General features: G+C 39.5%; 19 protein-coding genes and 1 pseudogene. 6 read left to right on the top strand and 14 right to left on the bottom strand.

Translation table 11 applies throughout. The features are described 5' to 3' along the window. Positions 1-3: 3 nt before the first annotated feature. Together JHE06_RS09535 and JHE06_RS09540 are read left to right on the top strand one after the other, a co-directional pair. Complete coding sequence (locus tag JHE06_RS09535) at positions 4-1,332, top strand: amidohydrolase (RefSeq protein WP_201088621.1); 1,329 nt, start codon at positions 4-6, stop codon at positions 1,330-1,332. A 167-nt stretch (positions 1,333-1,499) separates the two neighbouring features. Further along, on the top strand, positions 1,500-2,207 hold the full coding sequence (locus tag JHE06_RS09540; RefSeq protein WP_058919124.1) for an MgtC/SapB family protein: 708 nt from the start codon (positions 1,500-1,502) through the stop codon (positions 2,205-2,207). Between the two features lie 44 nt (positions 2,208-2,251). Here JHE06_RS09540 and JHE06_RS09545 read toward each other — a convergent pair whose 3' ends face one another. From JHE06_RS09545 to JHE06_RS09570, 6 genes are all read right to left on the bottom strand, one after another. Beyond that, positions 2,252-3,013 (bottom strand): GNAT family N-acetyltransferase, encoded by a 762-nt coding sequence (locus JHE06_RS09545; RefSeq protein ID WP_058919125.1) that lies wholly within the window; start codon positions 3,011-3,013, stop codon positions 2,252-2,254. Positions 3,014-3,051: 38 nt separating this feature from the next. Then, complete coding sequence (locus tag JHE06_RS09550) at positions 3,052-3,504, bottom strand: immunoglobulin-like domain-containing protein (RefSeq protein WP_201088622.1); 453 nt, start codon at positions 3,502-3,504, stop codon at positions 3,052-3,054. Between the two features lie 384 nt (positions 3,505-3,888). Continuing rightward, entirely contained in the window at positions 3,889-4,914 is a 1,026-nt protein-coding gene (locus JHE06_RS09555) for a LacI family DNA-binding transcriptional regulator (RefSeq protein ID WP_201088623.1), read from the bottom strand. A 78-nt stretch (positions 4,915-4,992) separates the two neighbouring features. After that, a complete protein-coding gene (locus JHE06_RS09560) occupies positions 4,993-5,994 on the bottom strand; it encodes an aldose epimerase family protein (RefSeq protein ID WP_201088624.1) in 1,002 nt (333 codons plus the stop codon). After that, positions 5,981-6,652, bottom strand: a complete 672-nt coding sequence (pgmB, locus tag JHE06_RS09565; protein ID WP_058919128.1) for a beta-phosphoglucomutase — start codon at positions 6,650-6,652, stop codon at positions 5,981-5,983. Before pgmB ends, JHE06_RS09560 begins: the two co-directional genes overlap by 14 nt. 20 nt (positions 6,653-6,672) lie before the next feature. Beyond that, a complete protein-coding gene (locus JHE06_RS09570; protein ID WP_201088625.1) occupies positions 6,673-8,958 on the bottom strand; it encodes a glycoside hydrolase family 65 protein in 2,286 nt (761 codons plus the stop codon). A gap of 310 nt (positions 8,959-9,268) precedes the next feature. Between JHE06_RS09570 and JHE06_RS09575 the strand changes: the two are divergent. Then, positions 9,269-10,924: pseudogene (locus tag JHE06_RS09575) on the top strand (PTS transporter subunit IIBC); the annotation flags it as partial. Between the two features lie 13 nt (positions 10,925-10,937). Then, positions 10,938-11,774: an endonuclease/exonuclease/phosphatase family protein gene (locus tag JHE06_RS09580; protein WP_201088627.1), complete on the top strand. Its 837-nt coding sequence runs from the start codon at positions 10,938-10,940 to the stop codon at positions 11,772-11,774. 62 nt (positions 11,775-11,836) lie between these two features. Here JHE06_RS09580 and JHE06_RS09585 read toward each other — a convergent pair whose 3' ends face one another. The 4 genes from JHE06_RS09585 to gpmA all read right to left on the bottom strand — a co-directional run bounded on the left by JHE06_RS09585 (position 11,837) and on the right by gpmA (position 16,971). Beyond that, positions 11,837-14,587, bottom strand: coding sequence for a YfhO family protein (locus tag JHE06_RS09585; RefSeq protein ID WP_201088628.1), 2,751 nt, complete (start codon positions 14,585-14,587; stop codon positions 11,837-11,839). A 14-nt stretch (positions 14,588-14,601) separates the two neighbouring features. After that, entirely contained in the window at positions 14,602-15,000 is a 399-nt protein-coding gene (locus JHE06_RS09590; protein ID WP_058920264.1) for a GtrA family protein, read from the bottom strand. Between the two features lie 52 nt (positions 15,001-15,052). Next, the gene (locus JHE06_RS09595; protein ID WP_201088629.1) at positions 15,053-16,030 is read right to left on the bottom strand and encodes a glycosyltransferase family 2 protein; all 978 of its coding nucleotides are present in this window, start codon (positions 16,028-16,030) and stop codon (positions 15,053-15,055) included. A gap of 254 nt (positions 16,031-16,284) precedes the next feature. Beyond that, entirely contained in the window at positions 16,285-16,971 is a 687-nt protein-coding gene (gene gpmA / locus JHE06_RS09600; RefSeq protein ID WP_058920265.1) for a 2,3-diphosphoglycerate-dependent phosphoglycerate mutase, read from the bottom strand. 231 nt (positions 16,972-17,202) lie between these two features. Between gpmA and JHE06_RS09605 the strand changes: the two genes are divergently transcribed. Next, positions 17,203-19,266 carry a heavy metal translocating P-type ATPase gene (locus tag JHE06_RS09605; protein WP_442861663.1) on the top strand — a complete coding sequence of 688 codons (2,064 nt, stop codon included), beginning with the start codon at positions 17,203-17,205 and terminating at the stop codon, positions 19,264-19,266. Positions 19,267-19,877: 611 nt separating this feature from the next. Here the strand turns inward: JHE06_RS09605 and JHE06_RS09610 are convergent. The 4 genes from JHE06_RS09610 to JHE06_RS09625 form a co-directional block, all read right to left on the bottom strand. Beyond that, a complete protein-coding gene (locus JHE06_RS09610) occupies positions 19,878-21,218 on the bottom strand; it encodes a dihydrolipoyl dehydrogenase family protein (protein ID WP_058919135.1) in 1,341 nt (446 codons plus the stop codon). Between the two features lie 279 nt (positions 21,219-21,497). Beyond that, positions 21,498-22,844, bottom strand: coding sequence for a PTS transporter subunit EIIC (locus tag JHE06_RS09615; RefSeq protein ID WP_201088630.1), 1,347 nt, complete (start codon positions 22,842-22,844; stop codon positions 21,498-21,500). Positions 22,845-22,881: 37 nt separating this feature from the next. Continuing rightward, positions 22,882-24,414 carry an FGGY-family carbohydrate kinase gene (locus JHE06_RS09620; RefSeq protein ID WP_201088631.1) on the bottom strand — a complete coding sequence of 511 codons (1,533 nt, stop codon included), beginning with the start codon at positions 24,412-24,414 and terminating at the stop codon, positions 22,882-22,884. A 12-nt stretch (positions 24,415-24,426) separates the two neighbouring features. After that, complete coding sequence (locus JHE06_RS09625; protein ID WP_236253498.1) at positions 24,427-25,206, bottom strand: SDR family oxidoreductase; 780 nt, start codon at positions 25,204-25,206, stop codon at positions 24,427-24,429. 172 nt (positions 25,207-25,378) lie between these two features. Between JHE06_RS09625 and JHE06_RS09630 the strand changes: the two genes are divergently transcribed. Continuing rightward, positions 25,379-26,515, top strand: a complete 1,137-nt coding sequence (locus JHE06_RS09630) for an ROK family transcriptional regulator (protein WP_201088632.1) — start codon at positions 25,379-25,381, stop codon at positions 26,513-26,515. The last annotated feature ends 43 nt before the right edge of the window (positions 26,516-26,558 follow it).

Consider the following 26,558-nt stretch of genomic DNA (forward strand, 5'->3'; position numbering starts at 1 on the left):
ATAATGAAGACACTTATTAAAGACGTTTATGTCTTAACCATGAACAACAAAAAAGACGTGTACAAAAACGGCTACGTTCTCTTAGAAGACGATCAGATTCTAGCAGTAGGTTCAATGCAAGATTTAACTAAAGAAGCAGCTTACGATAAAATCATTGAAGGTGGACACGCCATCGCTATGCCAGGAATGATCAATAGCCATACTCATATTGGGATGATCCCTTTTCGTTCATTAGGCGACGATTCCCCTGACCGTTTGCGCCGCTTTCTCTTTCCTTTAGAAAAAGCCTGCATGACCAAAGAGTTAGCCTACCATAGTGCTAAATACGCTATTGCGGAAATGCAGTTAGCCGGTGTCACTACTTTTATGGATATGTATTATTTTGAAAACGAACTGGCTGTAGCGACAGATGAAATGGGCTCCCGAGCACTATTAGGCGAAACCGTTATTGACTTCGAAACATGCGATACAACTGAAGTTTATGGCGGGTTAAAAGTTGCGGAAGAATTTATTCCTAAATGGTTGAACCATAAATTGATCACACCAGCCATTGCACCTCATGCCCCTAATACAAATAGCCCAGAAGCTTTATTAGAAGCTTGCCGTCTCTCTGAAAAATACAATGTTCCTATCACAATGCACTTGAGTGAAATGGATTATGAAATGCAGTATTTTAACGAACACTATAAAACGACTCCTGTAGAATTTCTTGAAAGCATCGGTTTCTTAAAAGAAAATAGCCGTTTGATTGCTGCTCATTGTATTCATCTAACGGATCTGGATATCGAATTGTTGGAAAAATTTGATGTTGCAGTAGCCCATTGCATTGGAGCTAATACAAAGTCAGCTAAAGGAGTTGCTCGCATCCACGACATTTTGGCTCATAACATTCGTGTTGGACTTGGCACAGATGGGCCCAGCAGCGGCAACACATTAGATTTGTTTACCCAAATGAAATTGTTTGCAAATTTCCATAAAACGACCTTAAAAGATCGAGGGGCATTTCCGGCAGCAGAGATCGTCGATTTAGCAACCATGGGCGGTGCACGGGCTTTAAAATTGGATGATACAGTTGGTTCATTGGAACCTGGCAAAAAAGCCGATTTGGTTTTAGTTGAAACTGATTCGGTCAATATGTTCCCGTTGTTTGATCCGTATGCTGTTCTAGTGTATTCCGCTAATGCGAGCAATGTGAGAGATGTCTTTATCAATGGCGAGGCAGTCGTTCGAAATAAACGATTGATCCGCTATAGTTTAGCTGCATTACGAGAAACTCTTTATTCACACATGGGTGATTTTTCAAAAACGGCCAAAATCTATGCAGCTGAATGATTTCAGAAACTGCTTTTACGCTTTTTCGATTGGTTTCCGACACCTTAAAAAGCGTTTTTACTGGTGCTAATTTTTTCTTCCACTTATAATGAAAGCATAACCACTCATTCTTTAGTAATGACAACCCAATAAATCCTTTAACGATTTTGAAAGGTCGGTGTACAGCGATGTTCGAATTAGATCATTTTGAAGTTATCGGCCGATTGCTTGCTTCTATTCTTTTTGGAAGTGCTATTGGTTATGAACGAGAAACCAAGGGCCATCATGCGGGCCTTCGAACGCATATTTTAGTTTGTGTAGGTTCCACGCTCTTCGCTTTAATTCAAACGCAAGCAACGTATACAACAGTCAAAATGGCTTTAGAAAATCCGGATCTGCTTCAAATTTTAAATACCGATCTCACTCGTATGACCGCTCAGATCGTCAGCGGTATTGGCTTCTTAGGAGCCGGAACGATTATCGTTACCAAGAAAAGTGTGACCGGTTTAACAACGGCCGCTTCCATTTGGGCGATTGCCAGCTTGGGAATCGCTGTTGGAATGGGGTATTATTTTATTGCTTTTACAGGATGCATCATCATGTTATTGGTTTTACGATTGATCAGAAAGTTGTTTCGCGTGCAAGACTTCAAAAAAATCGAAATCCGTTATTTCAAACGCCAAGAGACCGAAAAAAAAATCAAAGACTATTTTGATCAAAACAAAGTCAGCATAATGGATTTAGATTATTCCGTCGATTCCCATAAAGAAGATAAAAACGTCTATTTAATGGTATATACGCTCAGTCTGCCCGATGAATTGACTACTACTGCTATCGTGGAAAACTTAACTGATGTGAGTACGATTGTCGGAATACGTACAATAAAAGACAATTAAAGCAAAAAGCTCTCTAAAAAAGAGAGCTTTTTGCTTTAAACTGATTATTTTTTAGTTTGCGTAAAATCTTTTAAAGACTCTAATTGAAACCCATTGTATTGGTAGTTTTGTTTAAGGTACATTTCTCTTGGTGTGTCTTCCGCATCAGCTACTAAAACAACCGTTTTTCCCTCTGCCTGCTGCATCACAAATTGTTGTATTTTTGTTCCTACGCCTTGTTTTTGATAGTGTGTTTTAACGAAAAAATTGTCTATTTCAATGGTTGCTGCACCCTCTATCAAATCAACGGCTCCTACAGGTTCGCCTTTCAAATAAGCGATAACTTGTTTCGTCGTTTTAGATTCAAAACGCGTCCGATGCAATTGGCTTTTTTGAGAAGCAAAAGCGGTGCTGATTTCAATATCTTGCTGGTATTGAAGCTGCAAGTAATCGCCAAAAGTACCGTCATCAACAAATTCAACCGTTACCGCTGAATTCAACTTTCCAGCTTTAAAGTCTTGCGGTTCTAATAAAAACAATTCAAGGACGCCTTGTTCATAATTCTCTTGCTGTAAATAATGTTCAAGATCTGTTGGGAAAGGCTCGTTTTCAGGCCAATAGAACTTAATAAATTCTTGCTTTCGTTCTGCATGAAACTGTTTAAACTGATCTTCAATCGCTTTAAACTCTTGTACTGTCGGCATTTTTTTAAAACGAATAAAATTATAATCGTACATAAACCGAGCTTGTCGATTATGGAAATGCTGGTATAAGTCACACTCTTTTACTAATCGGCCGGGATGGTCAATCTGGCTAAACGTTATCATCTTTTGATCCTCTGCTTTCTTTCGCTTTTTCTACTTAATTAATTGTCTTCAATCAAAAATTCTGCTGTTAAGGTTTCTCCAGCAATTTCTTTAAGCACTCGGTACTTTCCAGCTGCAAGTTTCCCTTTAAATAAAGACAAATCAATCGATTCCGTTGTTTCTTCTCCTGATTCTAAAAGAATGGCAATTTCGATAAAAGCAACGTCTTCTTCAAATGGCACCACGAACCATTGATCGTCCACTTCTTTTTCAAGCGAAAAAGCTTTTCCGTAATAATAGTCTTCCACAGACTTATTTTTTAGTAAAACGGTTATCTGATCCGTTCCAACAGGATAAGCCTCCTGCTCGGCAGACATGCTCACATCTGCCAGTTGATTGATTTGTTTATCATCCAACGGGGTTTTCTCTAACGGTTTGGAACAACTCATTAAGAATAACGCTAAGAAAAGCAAGCTCATCCCAATTTTTATTCGTTTTGGTCTAGGGCTCATTTTCTTTCCCTCCTTATGCATCTTTTTCAAGTTCTATCCTTTTTAGCGTTGGTCAGCCAAATAAATGTATTCCTATTCTACAATTTTGAAATTTTCAGAGGGATAGGGTTTGCTTGTAGCCATGTAGAAGATTCAATGCGAATTACGAAGCGTTTACGCTTCGTTTGAGGCTTTAAATCCTGGAGTCCCTGGGAGGATCCAGGCGGTCCCATGCCTTTTTACAAGCAAACACGTAATTTCTGGAGGATATTTCACTCCCCTAATAATTACCAACATGATTTGACAAAGAACCCTGTTTCATTAGTATACCGTTAGTTGTTCATTCAGGATAGAAAAAAGAACATTCTTTTGGATAAGAATGTTCTTTGATGGAAATGTTAGAACTTAGTCTATTCTGCTTTTGCACGAATCTCGTTCAATGATTTTATGCGGCAAGATAACTTTCATCGCTATTGTTTGTCTGCCTTCAATGAATTCAACCAATTTCTCCACTACTTGACTGCTCAAGTAGTCGATATGGATATCGATAGAAGTCAAGGCTGGTTGGATCATTTCGGCAAAAATAGAATTATTGAAACTGATGATCGAAATATCATTTGGAACTGATAATCCGATATCTTTCAATAAATGTGTCAGACTCATGGCTACTATATCATCGCTCGCCACTACTGCTGTTGGGTGTTCGTCAGCCAGAAATAACGAAGCCAGCTGCTGCTTATGCTCTGTGTCTTTAAAAGCTTCTGCCACAATATAAGTTGGGTCATTGACTATATTCGCTGCCGAAAGGGCCTGCTGGTAACCAGATAGCCGTTCAGCTGTAACCATTTCATCTATATCGCTGCAAATATAAGCAATTTTTTGATGATTTAATCCAATCAAATAATTTGCTGCATCTTTTCCTGCTAGTTGGTTATCGTTATCAACATATAAGATTTCATTTTCATACTGATACGGTTTTCCAATAATGGCGTAATGCAAATTCTCTTGGTGCAGATAATCGATCACTTGGTCTTCTTTTTTAGAATACAAGACGATAAAACCGTCTGCCCGACCGCCTTTTGCCATCATTCGGATACTTTCCAGTAATTCTTCTTCCGTTGTTCCTGAAGCGATCGCCACCATGTATTTCTTCTCATTACAGGTCTTGCTGATGCCGCGGATCATTTCTAAGAAGAAAGGATTTTGAAAGGCCGCTCCGTCAGATACAGGCAAAACAACTCCAATCGTTCGAGTATTTTTATTTACCAAGCCTCGTGCTGCCAAATTAGGTTGATACCCAAGTTCTTTCATTATTAAGCGAACTTTTTTTTTCGTTTTTTCGCTAATACTGGGATGATCTTGAATCGTTCGAGAAACAGTTGAAGTCGCCACACCTGCTTTTTTTGCAACATCTTTAATCGTGATCGCCATCTGCTCACTCCTTCAACCTCTATTGTCTTTGTTTCTTTCTCTTATCATAAGTTAGAAACTAGTGACTGGCAAGCCTTTTCAAGCAGAAAAATGATAGGTTGTTTGTGAAAAGTACCGTTCCCCGGGTTCCAGAACGATCGATTGAAAATGAGGATGATGAACAGCATCCGGCAGCTCTTGGGTTTCTAAAGCAATTCCCAGATGACTGCACATTTTTTTGCCCATCACCAGATAGTCTTCATCCATTCCTGTTGTTGAGAAAACAACGACTGCTTCCCGAGTCGTACGAATCGCTACTTTCCGGCCGCTTTCCGGTTCGCTAAGCCGTATGTCTCCTGTCGTCAACTTAAAGGGTGTATCATAACCAGCAGGCTGTTTTTTCAATGCTTCGCGCATAAAAATAGGCTTCCGGAAATCATAAGGTGTTCCATCAACTGGGTACAACCTTCCCGTTGGACATTTGTCAGTACCAACTTCAGCATAAACATCACTGGAAATTTGTAGTTTATGGTCTAAAATAGTTCGTTTTACTGTCCCGCTCAAGTTGAAATACGTATGATTCGTTGGGTTAAACAATGTCTTTGTATCCGTTTCTGCTTGAATGACCATATCCCAAACGGCATTTTCAGTCCATCGATAAGTTACTTTTACCGTTAAATTTCCGGGATACCCGTTGTCTCCTGCTGGACTCGTATGAGTAAAATTAATATCGATAAAGTCAGCAGTTTCATTCACTTCAGCATCCCATACAATTTGACTGAAATTGGATTGTCCTCCATGAATATGATGCGGTCCTTCATTTTGAGTCAATTGATGCGTTCCCCATGTGCCATTTTTGATCCGTCCAGCTACACGCCCGACTAGCGCACCAAAATAAGGTGAGTCCTGAATGTACTCTTCGAGTGTGTCAAAACCTAACACGACGTTTTCATAGTTTCCATTTCGATCGGGCACTTCAATACCGGTCACGACCGCTCCGTAATTTAAACACCGAAAAATGGCCCCTTTAGTAGTTGTCAGCTGGTATTCTGTTATTTCTTGATCGCCTATCCAACCGAATCGTCGTTTAGTGAACTCCAACAGACTCAGCCCAGACAGCGGTCAACAAATCCACAGTCAACTCATTCGTCGAGGCAACGACTTTAGCAGCCGCCCCCAACGTTGTTTCATCTCCAACAGCTATTGCTGCCATACCGGCACTATTGATGGATTGAACTCCTGCCGCTGCATCTTCGATTCCGATGCATTCTTGAACCGACACATTCAATTGCTCAGCCCCTGTTTCAAATATTTCCGGGTGAGGTTTTCCAGCGGATAATTTAGCCGGATCCACGATCGTATCAAATAATTCTTCTAGTCCTAACTTTTCTAAAATAACGGGACCGTTTTGGCTCGCTGAAGCCAATCCCAACAAAACGCCTTTTTCTTTTAGTTCATATAATAGAGTTTTGATTCCGGGCAAGATATCTTTAGCAGACATTTGCTCGATCATTTTTTTGTAGACCTCATTTTTCTTCGTTGCCAATGCCTCTTTTTCTGCAACCGTAAACTGTGCTTCCAAACCGCCTTTAGCTAAGATCAAAGCTAAAGACTCTGTACGGCTGATGCCTTTCAGTTGTTCATTAAAGGCTTCATCTAATTCAATTCCTAATTCTGCACCTAGCTTCTTCCATGCTTGATAATGGTAATCGGCTGTGTCTGTCAAGATACCGTCTAAATCAAATAATACAGCTTTCATCTTTTCTCCGCCTTCCTATCCTACTGTACTGCTACTTTTGCAGCTTTTGTTGCACAACTGTATTGGCTGGTCAACAAAATAGTTTCTTCGTAGATTTTCATCTCTAACGGAGCACCGGTCACTAATTCAATCGTTGTAGCAGTTTGGGTCACTGTGATTTTCAATAAACGCCCCCGGTAATTGATATGGAATTCATAATGAGTCCAGTTTGTCGGCAATAATGGAGCAAACGCTAATGTTTCATTCGCTGTGCGCATACCAGCAAAGCCCTCTACGATCGTTAACCAGCTGCCGGTCATTGATGTAATGTGCAGCCCATCTTCCGTATCGTTATTGTAGTTGTCTAGATCCAATCGAGCTGTGCGGCCATACAATTCAACCGCTTTGTCCATTCGGTGTAAATCGGCTGCCAAAATCGCATGGATACTTGGTGAAAGACTCGATTCATGAACGGTCATCGGTTCATAGAAATCAAAATTCCGTTGTTTTTCTTCTTGAGAAAATTCTTCTTTAAAGAAATAAATCCCTTGCAAAACATCGGCTTGTTTGATAAAAGGCGACCGTAAGATTTTATCCCACGACCAATTTTGACTCAAAGGCAATTCGCTTGGAGCGAGCTCAGTAACCGGACGCAATTCTTTGTCCATAAAAGTATCGTGCTGGATAAAGACACCTTTTTCAGCATCATACGGATAATACATTTTTTCAATAATGGCTTTCCATTCTTTTACTTCAGCTTTCGTTACATTTAAGGCCTCTTTTTTGTTTGGTGCTTTTTTTAAAGCTGTCAATGTGTAGTTCAGTGTCCAAACCGCGATCGTGTTCGTGTACCAATTGTTATTGACATTATTTTCATACTCATTGGGACCGGTAACTCCGTGCATCATATATTGATCTTTTCCTTGGTGATAGTGGACACGGTCTGCCCAGAACCGGCTGATTCCAACCAAAACATCCAGCCCTTTATCTACCAAGTAACTTTCATCGCCGGTATAATTTGTATAATTGTAAATAGCATAAGCCATCGCTCCATTGCGGTGAATTTCCTCGAATGTGATTTCCCATTCGTTGTGGCATTCAACTCCAGTGAACGTTACCATTGGGTAAAGTGCTCCGTTTAATCCTTGTTGGCGCGCGTTGTGTTCAGCTTGCGGCAATTGATTGTGGCGATAAGTCAGTAAATTTTTAGTCACTTGTTGATCGGTCAACGCTAAGTACAATGGGACAGCATACGCTTCTGTATCCCAGTACGTTGCTCCACCATATTTTTCGCCTGTAAAGCCTTTCGGACCAATGTTTAAACGCTCATCTTCACCATAGTAAGTTGAAAATAATTGGAATAGATTGTAGCGAATCCCTTGCTGCGCAGCACTATCGCCTCCAATGACCACATCTGCTTTCGCCCAACGCTCTTGCCATAAGTCAGCGTGCTGTTTTCTCAATTCTGCAAAAGAGATAGAATCCAAACCAGCACTCATCGCCTGGCTGCGTGTTCCTACTTCTTCTTTTGAACTATCCCGTGAAGTCGTCAAAATGATCAGCTTTTCAATAGACGCTTGTTCGCCTGCTGCTAGTTTTCCAACAAATTCCTCATTGACGCACATATCCGATACAGTATCGCAGATTTTTTCAACGCCAACGGTACGATTTAACATCGTGGCAGCAACTGTAAACTGTTCGATCCCAAAATCATTTGGTTTTGTTTCAACAATCAACGTGTTTTTCATTGCCGTTACCGGCAGCCAGAATTTTTCTTCGTAATTTGAATCTTCATTTGTCACGTTGCCGTCTAGACCTGGCACAAAATGTACGTCAACGGCTTCATTCAAACTCGTCACATTCATTCGAATCGCACACAATTCTTTTTGAGCCAGACTGACAAATCGTTCAACTTCAACTTGTACTTGCTTTCCGTTCTTCTCAACGATATAACGGCGCGATAAAATTCCCGTCTGCATATCAAGCTCCATTTCAAATTCATGAATGGTGTCGCTATATAGATCTACTGGCTCTCCATCTATAAACAAATCCAATTGGATAAAGTTCATGGAATTGATGACTTTGCCAAAGTAATCGGGATAACCGTTCTTCCACCAGCCGACACGCGTTTTATCTGGATACCAAACACCAGCTAAGTAGCTGCCTTGATGATGATCTCCTGAATAGCGCTCTTCAAAGTTCCCTCGCATCCCCATATAACCGTTTCCAATACTGGTCAAACTTTCTTGTAACCGTCTTTGTTCTTTATCCAAAGTTTGTGTTTTGATTTTCCATTCGTCTAATTCAAATAATCGTTTGTTTTCCATTTTCTTCCTCCTCAAACTGCTTTATTCATATACCTTAAACTGTACAGCAGACTTTTTAATGTTCTACCGCAATCATAAACGCAAACGATTGCGTTGTCAATTTCATTTCAATTCAAATTCCATCTCTAACTACCCTAGAGTACTATAGAGAAAACTTTCAAAAATGGCGAATTAATGAGATAATCTGTTACCGGTAACAACTTTAACATTTCATTCGCTTCTCCGGAAATCGCTTGCAACTTTATTTTTTAGTGCTTATAATTAAAGCAATCGTTTGCATTATTTATTCTATTTGAGGAGATGAACAAAAATGAAAAAAATGTTTTCATTTGATTTTTGGCAAAAACTTGGAAAGGCTTTAATGGTCGTTATTGCTGTTATGCCTGCTGCAGGTTTAATGATTAGTATCGGTAAAATGATCGTCATGTTCGGAGGCGATATTCAATTATTAGCCGTCATAGGAAATGTGATGGAAAGTTTAGGTTGGGGTGTCATTGGGAATTTACATATTCTTTTTGCCGCTGCTATTGGAGGCTCTTGGGCTAAAGAACGGGCCGGCGGAGCTTTTGCAGCATTGTTAGCTTTTATTTTAATCAATGTCACTACCGGTTCTCTTTTTGGTATCTCGGCAGAAATGCTGGTTACTGAAGGCGCTACAACCAAAACATTATTTGGTTCAGAAATTTTAGTCGACGGCTACTTCACGTCTGTCCTTGGCGCTCCTGCTTTAAACATGGGCGTTTTTGTAGGGATCATTTCAGGTTTTGTGGGAGCTATCGTTTTTAACAAATACTACAACTACCGGAAATTGCCGGAAGCTCTTTCCTTTTTTAATGGAAAACGCTTTGTTCCTTTCGTAGTCATCCTATGGTCTGTGATCGTTTCTATCGGCTTAGCTCTTGTTTGGCCAGTCGTTCAAACAGGGATCAATAATTTTGGTCAATGGATCGCAACTTCTGCTGATACCGCTCCTGTTTTAGCACCATTCGTTTACGGAACGCTAGAACGCCTCTTGCTGCCTTTTGGTCTGCATCATATGTTGACCATTCCGGTGAACTATACAGCTCTCGGCGGAACATATACGATTTTGACGGGTGCAAACGCAGGCTCTCAAGTATTTGGTCAAGACCCATTGTGGTTGGCTTGGGTAAGCGATTTAGTCAATTTGAAAAATGGCGGCGATATGACTGCTTATAAAGATTTATTAACGTCTATTATCCCAGCCCGTTTCAAAGTTGGACAAATGATTGGTGCCAGCGGAACTTTAATGGGTGTAGCTTTGGCTATGTACCGCCGAACAGATGCTGATAAACGCAAAAAATACAAATCCATCTTTTTCTCAGCGGCTATTGCGGTCTTCTTAACCGGTGTTACTGAACCGCTTGAATTCATGTTTATGTTTGCAGCACCTCTCCTATACGTTGTTTACGCAGTGCTTCAAGGAATGTCTTTTGCTTTAGCTGACCTTATTCCATTACGTGTTCATTCGTTTGGAAACTTGGAATTCCTAACTCGTGTTCCAATGTCGGTAAATGCTGGCCTAACATGGGATGTCGTCAACTTTGTCCTTAGCAGTATCGTTTTCTTTGGACTTGCTTATTTTGTTTCTTATTACTTGATCGGCCGTTTCAAAATTGCCACACCTGGTCGTTTAGGCAACTATATTGATGAATCTTCGACTGAAGACACCGCTGATTCAGCTGCTGTTTCAACAGGAAAAACCGTTCCAGCAGCAAGTGCACAGGTTCAAGACATCATCACTCTTTTGGGAGGCCCGACAAATATTTCTGATGTCGATGCTTGTATGACTCGTTTACGGGTAACAGTAAAAGACCCGGCAATCGTCGGCGATGAACCTGCCTGGAAAAAACTAGGCGCTTTAGGGTTGATCAAAAAAAATAACGGTATCCAAGCTGTCTATGGTCCGAAAGCGGACGTCTTGAAATCAGATATCCTGGATGCTTTAGGAGAATAAACAGTTGAAATTATTGACTTTAAACACTCACAGCTGGTTAGAAGAACAGCCGTATGATAAATTAGATACGCTTGTCGAAACCATACTAAGCAATCAATTTGATGTGATTGCTTTCCAAGAAGTAAACCAATCCATTGCTGAATCCGTTATAGATGTATCGGATCAGTTTGCTTATCAAGCTGCTGATCCTACTATTCAAATCAAACGAAACAATTTTGCTTTCCTCGTGCAGCAAAAATTGGAACAAGCCGGGTTGCGATATGCTTGGACTTGGCTGCCGGCTCATATTGGTTACGATATTTATGATGAAGGTTTAGCATTTTTGAGCCTTCATCCGATCCAAGAGATCAAAACCTTTTACGCTTCCAAAAGCAAAGCTTATGAGAATTATAAAACGCGTCCTGTGTTGGGCGTTCAAATTGAAGACAGTTGGTATTTTAACCTCCATTTAGGCTGGTGGACAGATAAAGACGATTCGTTCAAAGAACAATGGGCAGTGTGTACAGCTGTTTTCCAAACGTTATCCGGACCAATTTATTTAATGGGAGATTTCAACAATCCGGCGCAAGCGACTAACGAAGGTTATGAATTGGTAACTAAAGAATGGTTTGATACTTTCCATCTGGCTATAAAACGAGATAAAGGCCACACAGTCGAAAAAAATATTGACGGATGGGCTGAAAACAATGATAAATTAAGAATCGATTTCATATTTACGAATCATCCGATTGGAGTTGATACCTCAAAAGTCTTTTTTGATGGCAAAAACAACCCGGTCATCTCAGATCATTATGGTGTCAGTATCCAATTAACAGCAGCAATCGAACAAACAATCGTCTGATTGATTTAAGCAAAAAAAGCTCTCGACTCGCAATCTTTTTAGATTGCGGTTCGAGGGCTTTTTTAATGGTCGTTCCTTTTTTTCCGATGAATGATTTGATTTGCTGCTAATAAAAGAACACCTGAGGAACTGGCGGCTATTCCAGCTTTCAATAGAGGCGTCTGATACGTTAGGACTATTTTTGATTTTCCCGCCTCTAAGGGAATCCCTACGAATCCTTCATTGACTCGCAAGGTTTCGATTGCCTTTCCATTCACTTCAGCTTGCCAGCCGCTCGCATAAGGAATGGTCGTTGTTAAGATACTAGCTTTTTCTTGCTCGATCGTCCCGCTCACTTTCTGATTGATAAATGCCGTGATTTCTAAAGCTTGTTCCTGTTTCTGTCTTACTCTTTCTTGATAGTCCTGATTTAGGGGCAGAGCTAGCACATTGATGTCAGAAACAGTGTAACTCCCTTCCCGATCAAACTGCAAACTTATCGTATCACTAGCTGCTGCCTCTGATTGATACCCTAAGTGAAACAGCATTTTGTCTCGCGGCATGTAGGCACTGAAACTTAATAGATCCGATTGGTAAATGCTTTTCCGCTGTTTCCCCATCTTCATCACAGCTGTATAATTGATGGGATCTCGCTTCCACCCCTGGCTTTTAACCGGTTCAAAATGCAATCCCTCTAAGTAAGCATAAATGGCTGACTGTTCCATTTCATTTTTATCTTTTAGTTTAATCATCAATTTTCCAGATGTATCATAGACTTTAATGGTTTGGTTTTCGATGGTTAGTTTATTTTCATCTTCTGAAAAAATATCAATGGTTAATTTTTTCGCTTCGGTTTCTTTATCAAATAAGCTTAATCCTTCCGTTTGTGCTTGTTTCTCATCCAATACGATACCGTAAGACAAGAAAGCTTCTTTTTCAACCGGGTTCATTTTTTCAAAGGTTGATTCAGGCAAGTAAACATCTTCCGCGTAAGCAAAAGGATACGCTAACGTTGTTTCAGCCACAATAAACGAACGCTCTTTTCCTGATTTTTTTTCCGTCACTTGATAACCATAAGGCAAGTATTTTTCGTTTTTTTCTTCTGTCACGATGGCTTGTACGTTCAATAAATGGTTGATGATGCTGCGGTCATCAACACCATTTCGAATGGGTTGAATTAATTGAAATTGACCGCTTTCCAGTTTCCGAGCGAAATTTGCCACTTCGCCATTTGTAATAGACAAGTAAGAGGATAATCCCATCCTATCCAATAAAACCAGCTGGTTTTTGACTTCTCTATCTTGTGACGTGACTCCTATCCGGTAAATTTCTTCTGCCTTTTGAGGTTGGATCAGTTTTTCTGCACCCTCAAAAGTCTCTGTGTACAGTTTATCTACTGTACCGTAATTCAGTAAAGAAGAGACTGTATTTTGTCCCCATGGATAGTAATAATCCATAGCATTATAGGCTAAATTTCCCATTACTAAAGCAGTTAATAAAAAAGACAAGCCTTTTTTATCAATTGTTCCCAAAGTTCTATTTTGCTGTTTAATATGACCAATATAAAAAACGCCCCACATCAGCCAAGCAAAAAATACCGGAGCCACATAGGCAAAGCGGTAACCAGTAACCCATACCGAAGCTCCCGTAATCAAACTAAAGAATATAAGCGAACCCGCCATAGCAGATAAGTCGCGCTTAGACAATTGAAATCGATAGTTGTACAACTGTGCTGAGCCCCACGCAAGGAAAAAAGGCAGAACAAAAGTCCAACGATTGTATGGTCCAGAAAAACCATTCATCACTGACCCAAATGCAGGCAACAGCAACATAACACCAAAAATCAGCAGCATGATCTTGATAAAACCATATCTTTTCTTATGCAAAAAAAGACACGGCAGCAACAATATCACGAAAGCTGAAAAGCCCATTGTGGACCATAAATAACTTCCAGGTATAAAAAGGTTGCGTATTAAAGCAATGTAATACTCTATCGGATACACTAGCAGACCTTGGGCAAATTTGCTCGAAGCTTCTCTGGAAGACTGTAAAAAGCCTCCAACAACTGGAAAGAACAAAATACCCGACAACAATACTCCAATGATATAAGAATAGGCAGCAGTCCAGATAAAGCCGACTATTTTGGTTATGTCTTTTTTTCCATAAATATAAAAATAACGGACTAAGGCGTAAATAAAGACCAATACTGTCAGCATATAAAAAAAGTAAAAATTGCTAAAAGCTCCCAAAAAAACAGCTATGATAAAAAGAGTATTGGATTGACGTTGTAAAATCCGTTCCATCCCTAAGCAAAATAGCGGAAACAGAACCATCGGCAACAGAAAGAAAGGATGCCGTGTGGCATTCAGTATAACGTAATAAGTAAAGGTATAAATTAACGATCCTACCAGTGCACCAGGCATTGCTATTCCTATTTTTCGACAAAAAATTAAAAAAACTGCGCCGATAGCGTATAGACGCAAAAGAATCAAGACATGAAAAGCCAGTTCCGTTTGGCTTGCCGGAAACAGCAACCCTAAGTAAACAAAGGGGTCCCCGACGACATAGTAGCCGTACGAATGGATCGTATCCGCCCCTAATCCAATATTCCAGTCCCATAATTTAAAACCTAGCGATGGCTGCTGTAAAAAATCACGGACGATTTCTAAGTATTCTTTAAAAATTAAATAATGCTGGCTAAATCCATCTCTTTCCCAGATAAAAGATTTTTGTGCTACAAAAAAATAACCATAGATCACTAACACCATAAGGGCAAATAAGAAAGTATACCAGTAGAAAGGATAAGCTGCTCTTTTTTTGTTGGAAACAGACATAGCGTCATTCCTTTCTATTTAAAGATAAACCATTTGCTAAAGAAATAGTTTAATAACACAACAATCAGCTGTGTAGCCAATTTGGCTAAATTCGCTTCTAAGTGAAGTCCGCCTATCAGCAGCCACATGCTCAACATGTCAAAGCCCGCTGAGATCAAACGGAAACTGCAGAATAAAAGAAATTCTTTTAGCCAGGCATTAACCGTCTCCGTTTCTGATTTAAAGACGAATTTTTTATTCGTGAAAAATGCAAAAAGAATCGACACTCCAATTGAAATGGCGTTTGCAATTAAATATTGAATCCCTAAAACAGAATCAAAGAGAAAAAACACGATTATATTGACTAGCGTTGTTAATCCACCGAAAATTAAATAACTGAGGACTTCTTCATTTTTTTGATAAAATCTTTTCAAGGCTGACATTGATACTTAACACCACTTTCATTCTTTTAGCGAACTCGATCGATCAGTCTGCGTGAGACTGTTTCTGGTTCTTTTCTTCTTCTTCTTCCTCTTTTTCTTCTGAATATTCTTGTATAAAATACAAGGGCCGTTCTTTTGTTTCAATAAATACGCGTCCTAAGTACTCGCCAATGACTCCCAAAGAAATCAACTGGATGCCTCCGATAAATAAAACACCAGCAATAATGGAAGCATATCCTGCCGTTTCGATGCCAAACAATAACGTTTTTACTAACTCAAATAATAAGTATGCGAATGCAAAGAACGAAATGACAAAACCGATAATCGACCAGATTTTTAAAGGGACTGTACTGTAGGAAGTGATCCCATCCAAAGCTAATTTGACCAATTCGGAAAATTTCCATTTGCTTTCACCGGCGCCTCTTGGTTCAGCCACATAAGCAATTTCTTTCTTTTTAAAACCGATCCAGCCATACATGCCTTTTGTGTAACGCTCTTGTTCGCGCAATGTTATCAACGCTTGAACACACTTTTTATCCAACAAGCGAAAATCGCCTGCTTGAGGGTAAATTTTTTCTTTCGCTATTTTCTGCAACAGCTGGTAATACTTTTTGGAAGCCCACTTTTTAAACCAAGTTTCTCCTTCTCGCGCTTTGCGTATAGCATACACATCATCGTAACCAGCTTCCCACCATTCTAACATTTCACTGAACAGTTCTGGCGGCTGCTGTAAATCAGCATCAATAATAATCGTCGCATCGCCAGCGGCATGGTCGAATCCCGCTAACATCGCGATCTCTTTGCCAAAATTTCGAGACAAATCAATATATTGAACGCGCTGGTCTACCTGCTTGAATTGTTTGATTTTGTTTATAGTACCATCAGAACTGCCGTCATTAACAAACAAAAATTGAAAAGCGTAATCGGGTAACGTTGCACAGACTGTCTTCAATCTTTCGTACATTGGTACAATGACCGCTTCTTCATTATAGGCAGGAATTAATATCGTAATGGTTTTCATTGCATCCAACCCTTCCTGATTTAATTAAGCCTACTAAAATTACTGGATTAATTCTAGTATAACCTTTTAAAAAACAGTCGTCTATTCTGTTACTTTATAATACAGTTTTCTCTTTTATCAAAAACAAAAAGGCTCTTTGTAAAGTTGTAGAATAAACATATACTTATTTGGCTTCCCAACATCAAAAATGATAGATCCAAACAAAAGAGCTCGTGCAAAAGTGACAGAATACACCTTTACACGAGTCCTTTAGCTTAAAGATAATATTTTTTAATGACCGCTAATTCATCATCTAATTCGTATACTAACGGTTGCCCAGTCGGGATTTCTAATTCCATGATATCATCGTCTGAGATTTCTTCAATGTACTTCGCTAAAGCCCGTAAAGAGTTGCCGTGTGCTGCTACTAAAACGGTTTTCCCTTCTAAGATAGCTGGTGCGATTTGATCTTCCCAAAATGGAATAACACGAGCTAATGTGCTTTTTAAATCTTCTCCCATCGGTACCACTCGTTTTTGCAAGTTCGCATACCGTCGATCGTTTAAAGCTGAATTTGGGTCATCTGGTTTTAATAATGGCGGCAACGTATCATAAGAACGACGCCATAATTGAACTTGCTCGATGCCGTATTTATCCGCCGTTGCTTTTTTGTTTAACCCCTGCAACGCTCCGTAATGGCGTTCATTTAAGCGCCACGTTTTGATTTCCGGCACCCAAAGCTGATCGGATTCTTCTAAAACAATGTGACAAGTTTTGATTGCCCGTTTTAAAACAGATGTAAAAGCCATATCTAATTCGATCCCGGCTTCTTTTAATTTACGCCCGGCTTCGTGAGCTTCTTTCAATCCTGCATCACTCAAATCTACATCGACCCAGCCGGTAAATTGGTTCAATGCATTCCATTCGCTTAATCCATGACGCACAAATATAATTCTTCTCATCATTATCCCTACCCTCGCTGTTTAGTCTGCACCTTGATTGTACACCTTGCACGTAAGCAAATGCACACGAAATGATTGTCTTGATGAGGAAATAAGAATAAAACAGTACTGCTGCAAATCATTTGACATTCATTACTGAACATTGTAAGCTACTGATAACAAACGTTTACGTGTGTAAACGAAAAACGTCATTACTATATAAGTAGGTTAATCTTACAAGGAGGAATTAAAATGTCCGACAAACACCAGCAAGATCATCACAAGATGGAACACGAAGCGATGGACCATAGTAAAATGGAGCATGGCTCAATGGATCACGGTTCGATGGACCATTCTATGCATATGGGAAACTTAAAACAGAAATTTTTTATTTCTTTGATTCTGGCCATTCCGATTATTTTGCTTTCGCCAATGATGGGCGTTACCTTGCCTTTTCAATTTTCATTTAATGGTTCGGATTGGGTCGTTTTAATCTTAGCCTCTATTTTATTCTTTTACGGTGGTATGCCTTTCTTACAAGGAGCCAAGATGGAGCTTCAAGGAAAAAATCCAGCGATGATGACCTTGATTTCCTTAGGAATCTCGGTTTCTTATTTCTACAGTGTTTATGCATTCATTGCGAATAACCTCCTTCACACTCAAAATCACGTGATGGATTTCTTCTGGGAACTAGCCACGCTTATTTTAATTATGCTGCTTGGGCATTGGATTGAAATGAATGCTGTTAGCAATGCGAGCAATGCTCTGCAAAAGATGGCCGAATTATTGCCCGGAACAGCTAATGTACTTGATGAAGAAGGAAACACTACTGAAGTTGCTCTAAAAGAAGTGCATATCGGAGACAAAATCGTTGTAAAAGCCGGCGGAAAGATTCCGACTGATGGAATCATTATTAATGGACAAACAACCGTTAATGAATCCATGGTCACTGGCGAAGCAAAAGATGTTTCAAAAAAAGAGCAGGACAAAGTCATCGGAGGTTCCATCAACGGATCAGGAACCATTTCCGTCGATGTGACAGGAACAGGCGAATCCGGCTACTTGTCGCAAGTCATGGCACTTGTTAGCAGTGCTCAACAAGAAAAATCAAAAGTAGAGTCGCTTTCAGACAAAGTCGCTAAACTGCTTTTCTATGTAGCTTTAGCTGTTGGTATTTTAGCCTTTATTATCTGGCTCGTGGTTACAAAAGATATGAACATTGCTTTAGAACGGATGGTAACGGTCTTTATTATTGCTTGTCCACATGCCCTTGGTTTAGCTATTCCGCTAGCAACAGCCCGGTCTACTTCTTTAGGCGCTCAAAATGGATTACTCGTCAAAAACAGACAAGCTTTAGAAGTTGCCAAAAAAGTGGATGTCGTTATGATGGACAAAACTGGAACCTTAACAGAAGGCAATTTCGCAGTCTCGGCCTTTAAATCTTTTTCAACGGACTATACTGAAAATGACGTTTTGGAATATATGGGAGCTTTAGAAAAAGACTCCAGTCACCCGCTTTCCGTGGGTGTGCTAAAAAAATTGGAAGAATTAAACTTAACCACTCCGGCAGCAACAGACACTTCAACCATACCAGGCGTGGGAATCGAAGGAACCATTGAACACCAAACGGTTAAAATCGTCAGCGTCGCTTATCTGACTAAAAAAGGTATCTCTTACGATCAGCAACTTTTTTCTGAATTGTCCACTAAAGGCAATTCGGTTAGTTTCTTGCTAGTCAATGACAAAAATATCGGCTTAGTCGCACAAGGCGATCAAATCAAGCCTGAAGCCAAAACCATGATCCAAGCCCTAAAAGATCAAAACATCAAGCCGGTCATGTTGACTGGCGACAATCAGCAAGCAGCTGCTGCCGTTGCTCAACAACTCGGAATTGATGATGTCCATGCAGAATTACTGCCTGAAGACAAAGAAAAACTCGTTAAGGAATACAAAAATAACGGTTTAGTTGTCATGATGGTCGGAGATGGGGTCAATGATGCTCCAAGCCTAGTCAGAGCGAATGTCGGTGTTGCGATTGGGGCCGGAACCGATGTAGCCGTAGATTCAGCTGATGTGATCCTGGTCAAAAGCGATCCGGCAGATATTCTCCATTTCTTATCTCTAGCTAAAAATACTTCTAAAAAGATGGTTCAAAATTTATGGTGGGGAGCTGGCTACAATATCGTCGCTATTCCTTTAGCAGCAGGAGTGCTGGCTTTTGCGGGAATCCTCTTAAGCCCTGCAGTAGGAGCCATTATCATGTCCTTTAGCACAGTGATCGTGGCCGTAAACGCTATGCTGTTAAAAATTGACTAAAAGAAAACCCGTTTAAACCAAGACAGTTAAAAATGGCCCCTTTCTCCTGAATAAAACAGGAAAAAGAGGTCGTTTTTTGCTAATATCAGGAATTCTATTGGTTCAGTCGAAAATTGGCAGGGGATGACATCCTTTATCGTATTCAAAAAAATTTGCGTGCCTTAAGTGATAGCATTTCTCACACTTAGGGCACGCAAAATAGATTTGCTTGCCTTAACACTTGGTATTTAAGTGGCTTAGGACGGGTAAAAGGAGTTTACCTGCCCTAACACTAGAGAGTTACACTACTTAGGGCACGCAAAAGAGTTTACGACCTTATCGCTAGAGATTTAAATGACTTAAGGTCCTTAAAAGGATTGGAACCCTCTACCCTCTATGCTTTATGTTTATTTCACCTATCATTACGTCAAAAAAGATACGTGAAGAATATTCTTATTCATACCTTTATTCTATCCTCCGTGAAACAAAAAACAAATAGGTGAACAGTTGAAGAAATAAGCTTCTTTTCGTTAATTTTTTATAATATCCTATTCTGTTAAAAACCTCCAACAATCGGTCTAAAAACCGTTGCTGGAGGTTTTTTAGTTTAGTGTGATTCAAACAGAATAAAATTAAGCATAAATCGACGTTAAATCACTAGCAATCGTTGGGTAAGCCAAAATCAATTGCGCTACATCTTCTGCTGGTGTTTTTTGATCAATCAACAGACTAAAGAAGTTGATCAAATCATCGGCTCTTTTGTTGATACACGTTGCTCCGACTAATAATCCTGTTTTACGTTCTGTAATGATTTTGATTTTTGAAACAGGCTCGTTTACCCGATGGTAGCTGAACCAAGAAGTTGCATCAATGTCAGAAACGTCATAATCCTCTTCTTGCTCAGACGCTTGTGCTGCTGTCATTCCAGTTTGAGCTAATTTAGGACTGGAAAAGATTGTGGTCGGAATACTTGGATAGGCAATTTTTTCTGTTGCTTCGCCTGTCAGATAATGAACCAAATAACTTCCCTCAAAAGTAGAGACGGGTGTCAGTTTGGGCTGGGTTTTCGACAACACATCGCCACAAGCAAAAATGGCAGCATTGCTGGTTTGCAAATACTCATTGACTGTGATGCCTTTTTTATCAAATGCTACTCCGGCATTTTCTAATTTCAATTCATCTATATTTGGAACCCGGCCGGTTGAACAAAATACCAGATCGCTGGTCAAATGAAATTCTTTACCATCTGTCAAAATGAAAGAGTCGGCTTTTTTTTCGATTTTATTAATATCTATATTGAAATGAAACGTCACGCCTTTTGTTTCTAATTGATGCACAATTTCTTTTACATATTCTTCGTCAAAAGCTTTCAGGGGACGACCATTGTGATGAACCAAATGAACGTTAGCTCCTGCAGCATTAGCGATAGCTGCCAACTCAAAAGCAATATATCCTCCACCGACAAAAGTAATAGTTTCAGGCATTTCAGGTAAAGATAGAAAATCATTACTGGTTAAGAAGTGCTCTTTTCCTTCAATCGGTAAAATAGAGGGTTTAGCGCCTGCAGCAATAACAAAACGTTCCGCCGTCAGTGTATCCTCATTTACTTGAAGTGTTTTTTCATCCGTAAACTGAGCACTACCAGTAAAGGTTTCTACACCAGCTGACTGCAAACTTTCTTGACTTGTTTTGGGTACTGGCTTAGTAAAGGTTTCTTTAAATGCCATTAGTTCAGGCCAATTGACTTGAGGAGTAACAGAAAAACCTTTGCCTGCTAATTGAGTGACGGCATCTTTAGCTTCTACAGCTGATACCAATACTTTTTTAGGGTCACAACCACGGTTGGGACAAGTTCCGCCCCATAAGTCGTTTTCTACGACAGCTACTTTTTCCCCAGTTGCTGCCAACCCGTTTGCTATTGCTGTTCCGCCAACACCGCTGCCGATAACGATTACATCAAATGCTTTTTCCATCCGTAAAACCTCCCTTTCAAATACGTTTTACCATAGACTGTATGAATTTGCCACTAACTGGACTTATCTAGAAAGAGAAAGGGAAATGCCATTATCAGCTACTGGAATGGCACTACTCTACCTTGTAATGGAAATATAATTAGTACTAAAAATCCGGCCTTCAGCACTAAAACTGACAAGCCGGATTATCTCAGTTGCCTATTGTAGATGCCTTTTTTATCTCTCCATTTCCTTTTCCCTGATTCTGGATAACGATTGCTGATAATTTGGATTTTGCTATTAGATTTCTTCATCAAAGCCAATCATCCAAGTTGTCAAAAAGGCTACCAGGAAACCTACAGAAATACTGATAATGAAGTAGATAAAGGTATCTGTTAAAAAAGCTGGTAAAGTTGGAATACCAACAAAAACTAATGCCAACGCTTTAGTGTGAAAGAAACCTGCGACTGCTCCACCAACAGCACTGCCTATACACGTAGCAATAAAGGGTTTTTTCAAAGGCAGTGTGACACCGTAGATACTTGGCTCACCAATTCCCGCCAGAAACAAAGACATTAAACCAGAAGTAGCAATCGATTTGCGGTTCTTATTCTTAGTTTTTAATAACACTGCTAAGGTTGCTCCTGCTAAAGCAAAGTTAGCTACTCCGGTTAATGGCAAAATGGTATCGAACCCTACTGAAGCGATATTGCCAATAATAATCGGATAGAGTGCCCAATGTAAGCCGAAGATCACGAAAACTAACCAGCCGCTTGCAATCAGCGCACCGCTGATCATTCCGTTAAAAGACAAAAGTCCGTTCACGATATACCCTAAAAAGTTTCCTAAGTAGATACCAAATGGTCCAAAAACAATTAGAGTAAAAGGAACAACAATAGTCAACGCCACTAAAGGAACTACAATTAACTGAAAACTCTCTCCAACAATTTTTTTAATTTGCTTTTCAACTAAAGCATAAAAACTGGTTGCTAAAATAGCTGGAATGACGGTCGATGAATACTCCATTAATACCATAGGAAGCCCAATAAAAGAAATTGTTTCACTAGTATTCCCGTTTAGTAAACCAACGATTCCCGGTTCCATTAAAGCTGCACTTAAAAGAGCAGCTATAAATGGATTTACCTTCAGCTTTCTGGCAGTTGAAAAAGCCACTAAAATCGGTAGAAATTGAAAGACCGCATTTGCAGCACTTGACAAAACAATATACGTGCCGCTTGTTTCAGAAATCCATCCAAACGTTATCAGAAGAATTAGAAGGCCTTTAAGGATCCCTGAACCTGCAAACAAAGGCAATAATGGAGTGAAAACAGAACTAACAAATTCAATGGCTTGATCTAAAAACTTTTTTCGTTCTGTTTTTATGCTCAGTGTTTTTAACTGGTTCACAAATTCTTTAGGAGAGTCCTTATCTGGAACAAATTCCAATTGGCTGTTAATTTGAATAAAGGACGGAATACCATCCGACTCTTTTAACTTTTTAAGATTCTGAGCGTCTAATTTGTTGGCGAGCTCTATGATCACTCTGCTCCCATCCTCATGGAAAGCTTGAATATTTTCCTTACCGCCAATTTGTTCAATAAGATACTCGTATTCATTTATGGAGACACTCTCATTAACGATATTCACTCCTTTTAATCGCTCCTTTTCTTCTTATTATCGATTCTTAGTAACGATCTGCCAAATCTGATAAAATGCTCATATCCTCTTCTAAATCCGTATAAAGTTTTCTATACAGTCCATAATACTCATCGTATAAACGTTTGTTATCAGGATTCGGCATGATTTTTTCATTTAGCACTTGCCACTTCTTGACATCTTCAATACCTACTTCTCCTGTGGCGATGCCCGCCATCATTACATCTCCTAAATTGGCTTCAGTATCATTGATAGGCGTGACAATAGGATAACCCGTTACATCTGCAAAAATTTGTTTCCATAAGGCTGATTTGGTTACACCACCAGCAATAATAATGTACTCCCCGAGGTCACGCCCGACGCTTTCAATTGTATGTCTTAATGAGTAAGCCACGGCTTCCATAAAGGCTCTATAAATGTGCGCTTTCGTATGAGCTAACGATAGACCAAAAATAGTTCCTTTAGCATCTTGATTCCAAACGGGACTGCGTTCTCCCATAAAATAAGGTAAAACGATTAATCCTTCGCTTCCAGCCGGGATTTTTTCTGCGCCTCTATTCAAAAGTTCATAGGCGTTGGTTCCGCCGTTTTTTTCAACTTCCATTTCTAATTGTGCAAAGTTGTCTCTAAACCATTTTGTAATTCCGCCGGCAGTTGCTCCGCCACTAAAATTGTAACTTAGCTTTTTAGAGTTATACGGGTATGGCCAAACGATCAAGTCTTGATTTTTGATAACTTCCTCTTCTACTAGGGCGGCACACATAGATGTACCAATAGCCGCTGCATACACCCCTGGTTCGAAAATCCCCATCCCGATATTAGCAGCTCCAGCATCCACACCGCCGCTGATAACCGGAGTATCCGGTTCCAGTCCTAATTCAGCTGCAATTTCTGCAGTCAATCCGCCAACGATTTCTGTAGAATCGACTAGTCTTTGCGGCATCATTTCAAGCGGTATTCCCATATCCTGCATTAACTCTTCTGACCATGTATGAGTGTTCATGTCAAAAATTCCGCCAATGTTTCCGGCTGAAGAATAATCAATTGCAATTTCACCAGTTAATTCATAAATAGCATGATGATTGGGCGGCAGAAATAAATCAATTTTCTCCCAATTTTCGGGTTCATTATTTTTGATCCATAGCATTTTCGTAAACCCATAATAAGGATCTACTCCATTTGCGGTGATTTTTTGCAATCGCTCTTTACCAATAGTTTCAGCAACCCATTCTGTTTCTTTTGTTGCTCTGCGATCCATCCAGATCAAGCATGGACGGACAGGTTTCATTTCTTTGTCTAATGGAATACCAGATCCGCCATACAATCCGCTGATTCCGATTCCTTTTACCTTTTTCGAATCAACATTTGCTTTTAACACCACATTACGAATGGTTTTTTTTACTGCTTCTGACCAGACATCTGGCCATTGTTCTGCCCATAACGCTTTTGGAGTCAATACATCGTATTCAATCAAATCTTGTGCCAGCAAATTCCCTTTTGTATCCATCAAAATACTTTTAGTTCCTGAAGTACCGATATCTGTTCCTATTAAATAGTTCATTGTTATCCTCCTTTAAATAGCTGTAAATGCTCCATCAATGACAAAGTCAGATCCTGTTGTGAATGGACTAGTATCGCCGGCTAAATAAACAGCAATCGCTTGTAATTCTTCCGGGCGTCCAATTCTTCCTAATGGAGACATGCTTTCCCATTGTTGGATAAGCGGTTTCAGTTCTGGAGAATTTAATGTTAATTCAGTGCCCATATAACCTGGACTGATTGTATTTACGCGTACACCAGATTTTGCCCATTCAATCGCTAAGGATTTACTCATTTGAATAACTGCTGCTTTTGAAGCATTATAAGAAACTTGCGGTTGCGGATAGTTGACGATGTGAGCGGACATCGAGGCTGTATTAATAATAGACCCTCCGCCTTGCTTAAGCATGATTTTACCGGCTGCTTGTGAAGTAAGAAATACACCTGTTAAATTAATATCGATTACTTTTTGCCACTGAGCTAGGGTCATTTCTGCTGCAGGGATGTTTAAACAAATGCCCGCATTATTGAAAGCGATATCGATTTTTCCGAAATGTTCGACAATCGTTTCGACCATTTTTTGTACTTCGTCTTCCTTTGTAACATCTGTTTTCACAGCCAGTGTTTTTACAACCGTTAATTCAGAAATTTCTGATGCTGTCTTTTCAGCTTCTTTAATGTCAACATCCACTATTGCTACGTCAGCTCCTGCTTCAGCTAAAGCTATCGCAATGCTTTTTCCGATGCCTCGAGCTCCTCCTGTAACATAAGCTTTTTTCCCGTCTAATCTCATTTTCTCAATAATTCCCATCATTATCTCCTCTTTCATAAAATAGTTTTGTTAAATCGTTTTATAAAACTGTTTTAACTATATAACGCTTACATTTATTTGTCAATCGTTTCAGCTGCATTGCTTTTTTTCAATGTAAGTGATATCTTCAACTTAACTAATTAAACCAACGACTTTTATAAAACGGAGTGATAAAATGACCACTTTCCCAATGAGCGCTATCAAAAAAAATAATTACTCAAAAATTTTCCATTTAATTTATCAAACGGAGCAATTGAACGAAAAACTGTCCAAACAAGAAATCGCTTTACAAACAAATTTGAGTTTGCCTACAGTGACACAGAATTTAAAAAAACTATTAGATAAAACGCTTATTATAGAAGATGGCAAATTCTCTTCAAAAGGAGGAAGGAAAGCTGTCGCTTATTCCCTCAATCGATTCGCTAAAATTGCTTTAGGCATCGAGATCTTCAGAGACTCGATTACAATCGTTGCCATTGATTTATTAGGGACAGCCTTTGCAAAAGAAAAAAGAACGATTGCTTATCAAAACGACCCAGACTATTACCAAAGAATCGCAACCATTACTTCAGAATTCATAAAAAAAGAAGAGTTAAATGAAAAAAATATTTTGGGAATGGGTTTCGGCATTCAAGGGCTTGTCTCTGCTGAAGGAACCGACATTATCTATGGCACAATTTTGCAAAACACTGGCTTATCTATTGATGTCATTTCTCACTATTTTGAATTTCCATGTCGTTTCGTACACGATGCCGAGAGTGTCGCTTTAGCTGAACAATGGAAAGATAGCTCCTTAAAAGACGCATTGATTCTTTCTATTGGTGAACACCTTGGCGGAGCCTTAATTATTGATGGGCAGCTCTACAACGGTGCAAATAGAAGAAGTGGAACGATTGAACACACTATTATCGATCCTAAAGGTCCTATGTGTTATTGTGGAAAAAAAGGCTGTGTAGAAGTTTTTTGTTCGCTGCACACTTTAACGGTAATGAGCAATCAACAACTAGACTCTTTTATGTCCTTACTAAGATCTGGGGATATTCAAGCAATAAAACAATGGTCAACTTATTTAAATTCACTTGCTATCGCTTTAAACAACTTTCATATGTTTCTGGACAATAAAATTATCCTTGGCGGAGAGATCCTTCACTACTTTACAGAAGAGGATCTAGTTGATTTACGTCATTTAGTTCAAGAGAAAAATGCATTTCCTGAATCAGAAAATCTTATTTTTCTTGGAAAACTCAAAAACGAAGCTGTTGCTACAGGCGCTGCTCTTACGTTTGTCCGCCCCTTCTTAGACACATTTTGATTCATGATGTGTCTAACTGGGCTGTAAAATAAGTGAAATGACT

Source organism: Carnobacterium sp. CS13 (assembly GCF_016653495.1).
In the GTDB taxonomy this organism is placed as follows: Bacteria; Bacillota; Bacilli; order Lactobacillales; family Carnobacteriaceae; genus Carnobacterium_A; species Carnobacterium_A antarcticum.

Coding starts and splice junctions, on each gene's coding strand:
- pgmB (WP_058919128.1), bottom strand. CDS start 6,652: ATGAAAGCTGTATTATTTGATTTAGACGGTATCTTGACAGACACAGCC.
- JHE06_RS09620 (WP_201088631.1), bottom strand. CDS start 24,414: ATGAACTATTTAATAGGAACAGATATCGGTACTTCAGGAACTAAAAGT.
- JHE06_RS09585 (WP_201088628.1), bottom strand. CDS start 14,587: ATGTCTGTTTCCAACAAAAAAAGAGCAGCTTATCCTTTCTACTGGTAT.
- gpmA (WP_058920265.1), bottom strand. CDS start 16,971: ATGAGAAGAATTATATTTGTGCGTCATGGATTAAGCGAATGGAATGCA.
- JHE06_RS09605 (WP_442861663.1), top strand. CDS start 17,203: ATGTCCGACAAACACCAGCAAGATCATCACAAGATGGAACACGAAGCG.
- JHE06_RS09535 (WP_201088621.1), top strand. CDS start 4: ATGAAGACACTTATTAAAGACGTTTATGTCTTAACCATGAACAACAAA.
- JHE06_RS09570 (WP_201088625.1), bottom strand. CDS start 8,958: ATGGAAAACAAACGATTATTTGAATTAGACGAATGGAAAATCAAAACA.
- JHE06_RS09555 (WP_201088623.1), bottom strand. CDS start 4,914: ATGGCGATCACGATTAAAGATGTTGCAAAAAAAGCAGGTGTGGCGACT.
- JHE06_RS09610 (WP_058919135.1), bottom strand. CDS start 21,218: ATGGAAAAAGCATTTGATGTAATCGTTATCGGCAGCGGTGTTGGCGGA.
- JHE06_RS09595 (WP_201088629.1), bottom strand. CDS start 16,030: ATGAAAACCATTACGATATTAATTCCTGCCTATAATGAAGAAGCGGTC.
- JHE06_RS09630 (WP_201088632.1), top strand. CDS start 25,379: ATGACCACTTTCCCAATGAGCGCTATCAAAAAAAATAATTACTCAAAA.
- JHE06_RS09540 (WP_058919124.1), top strand. CDS start 1,500: ATGTTCGAATTAGATCATTTTGAAGTTATCGGCCGATTGCTTGCTTCT.
- JHE06_RS09545 (WP_058919125.1), bottom strand. CDS start 3,013: ATGATAACGTTTAGCCAGATTGACCATCCCGGCCGATTAGTAAAAGAG.
- JHE06_RS09550 (WP_201088622.1), bottom strand. CDS start 3,504: ATGAGCCCTAGACCAAAACGAATAAAAATTGGGATGAGCTTGCTTTTC.
- JHE06_RS09625 (WP_236253498.1), bottom strand. CDS start 25,206: ATGATGGGAATTATTGAGAAAATGAGATTAGACGGGAAAAAAGCTTAT.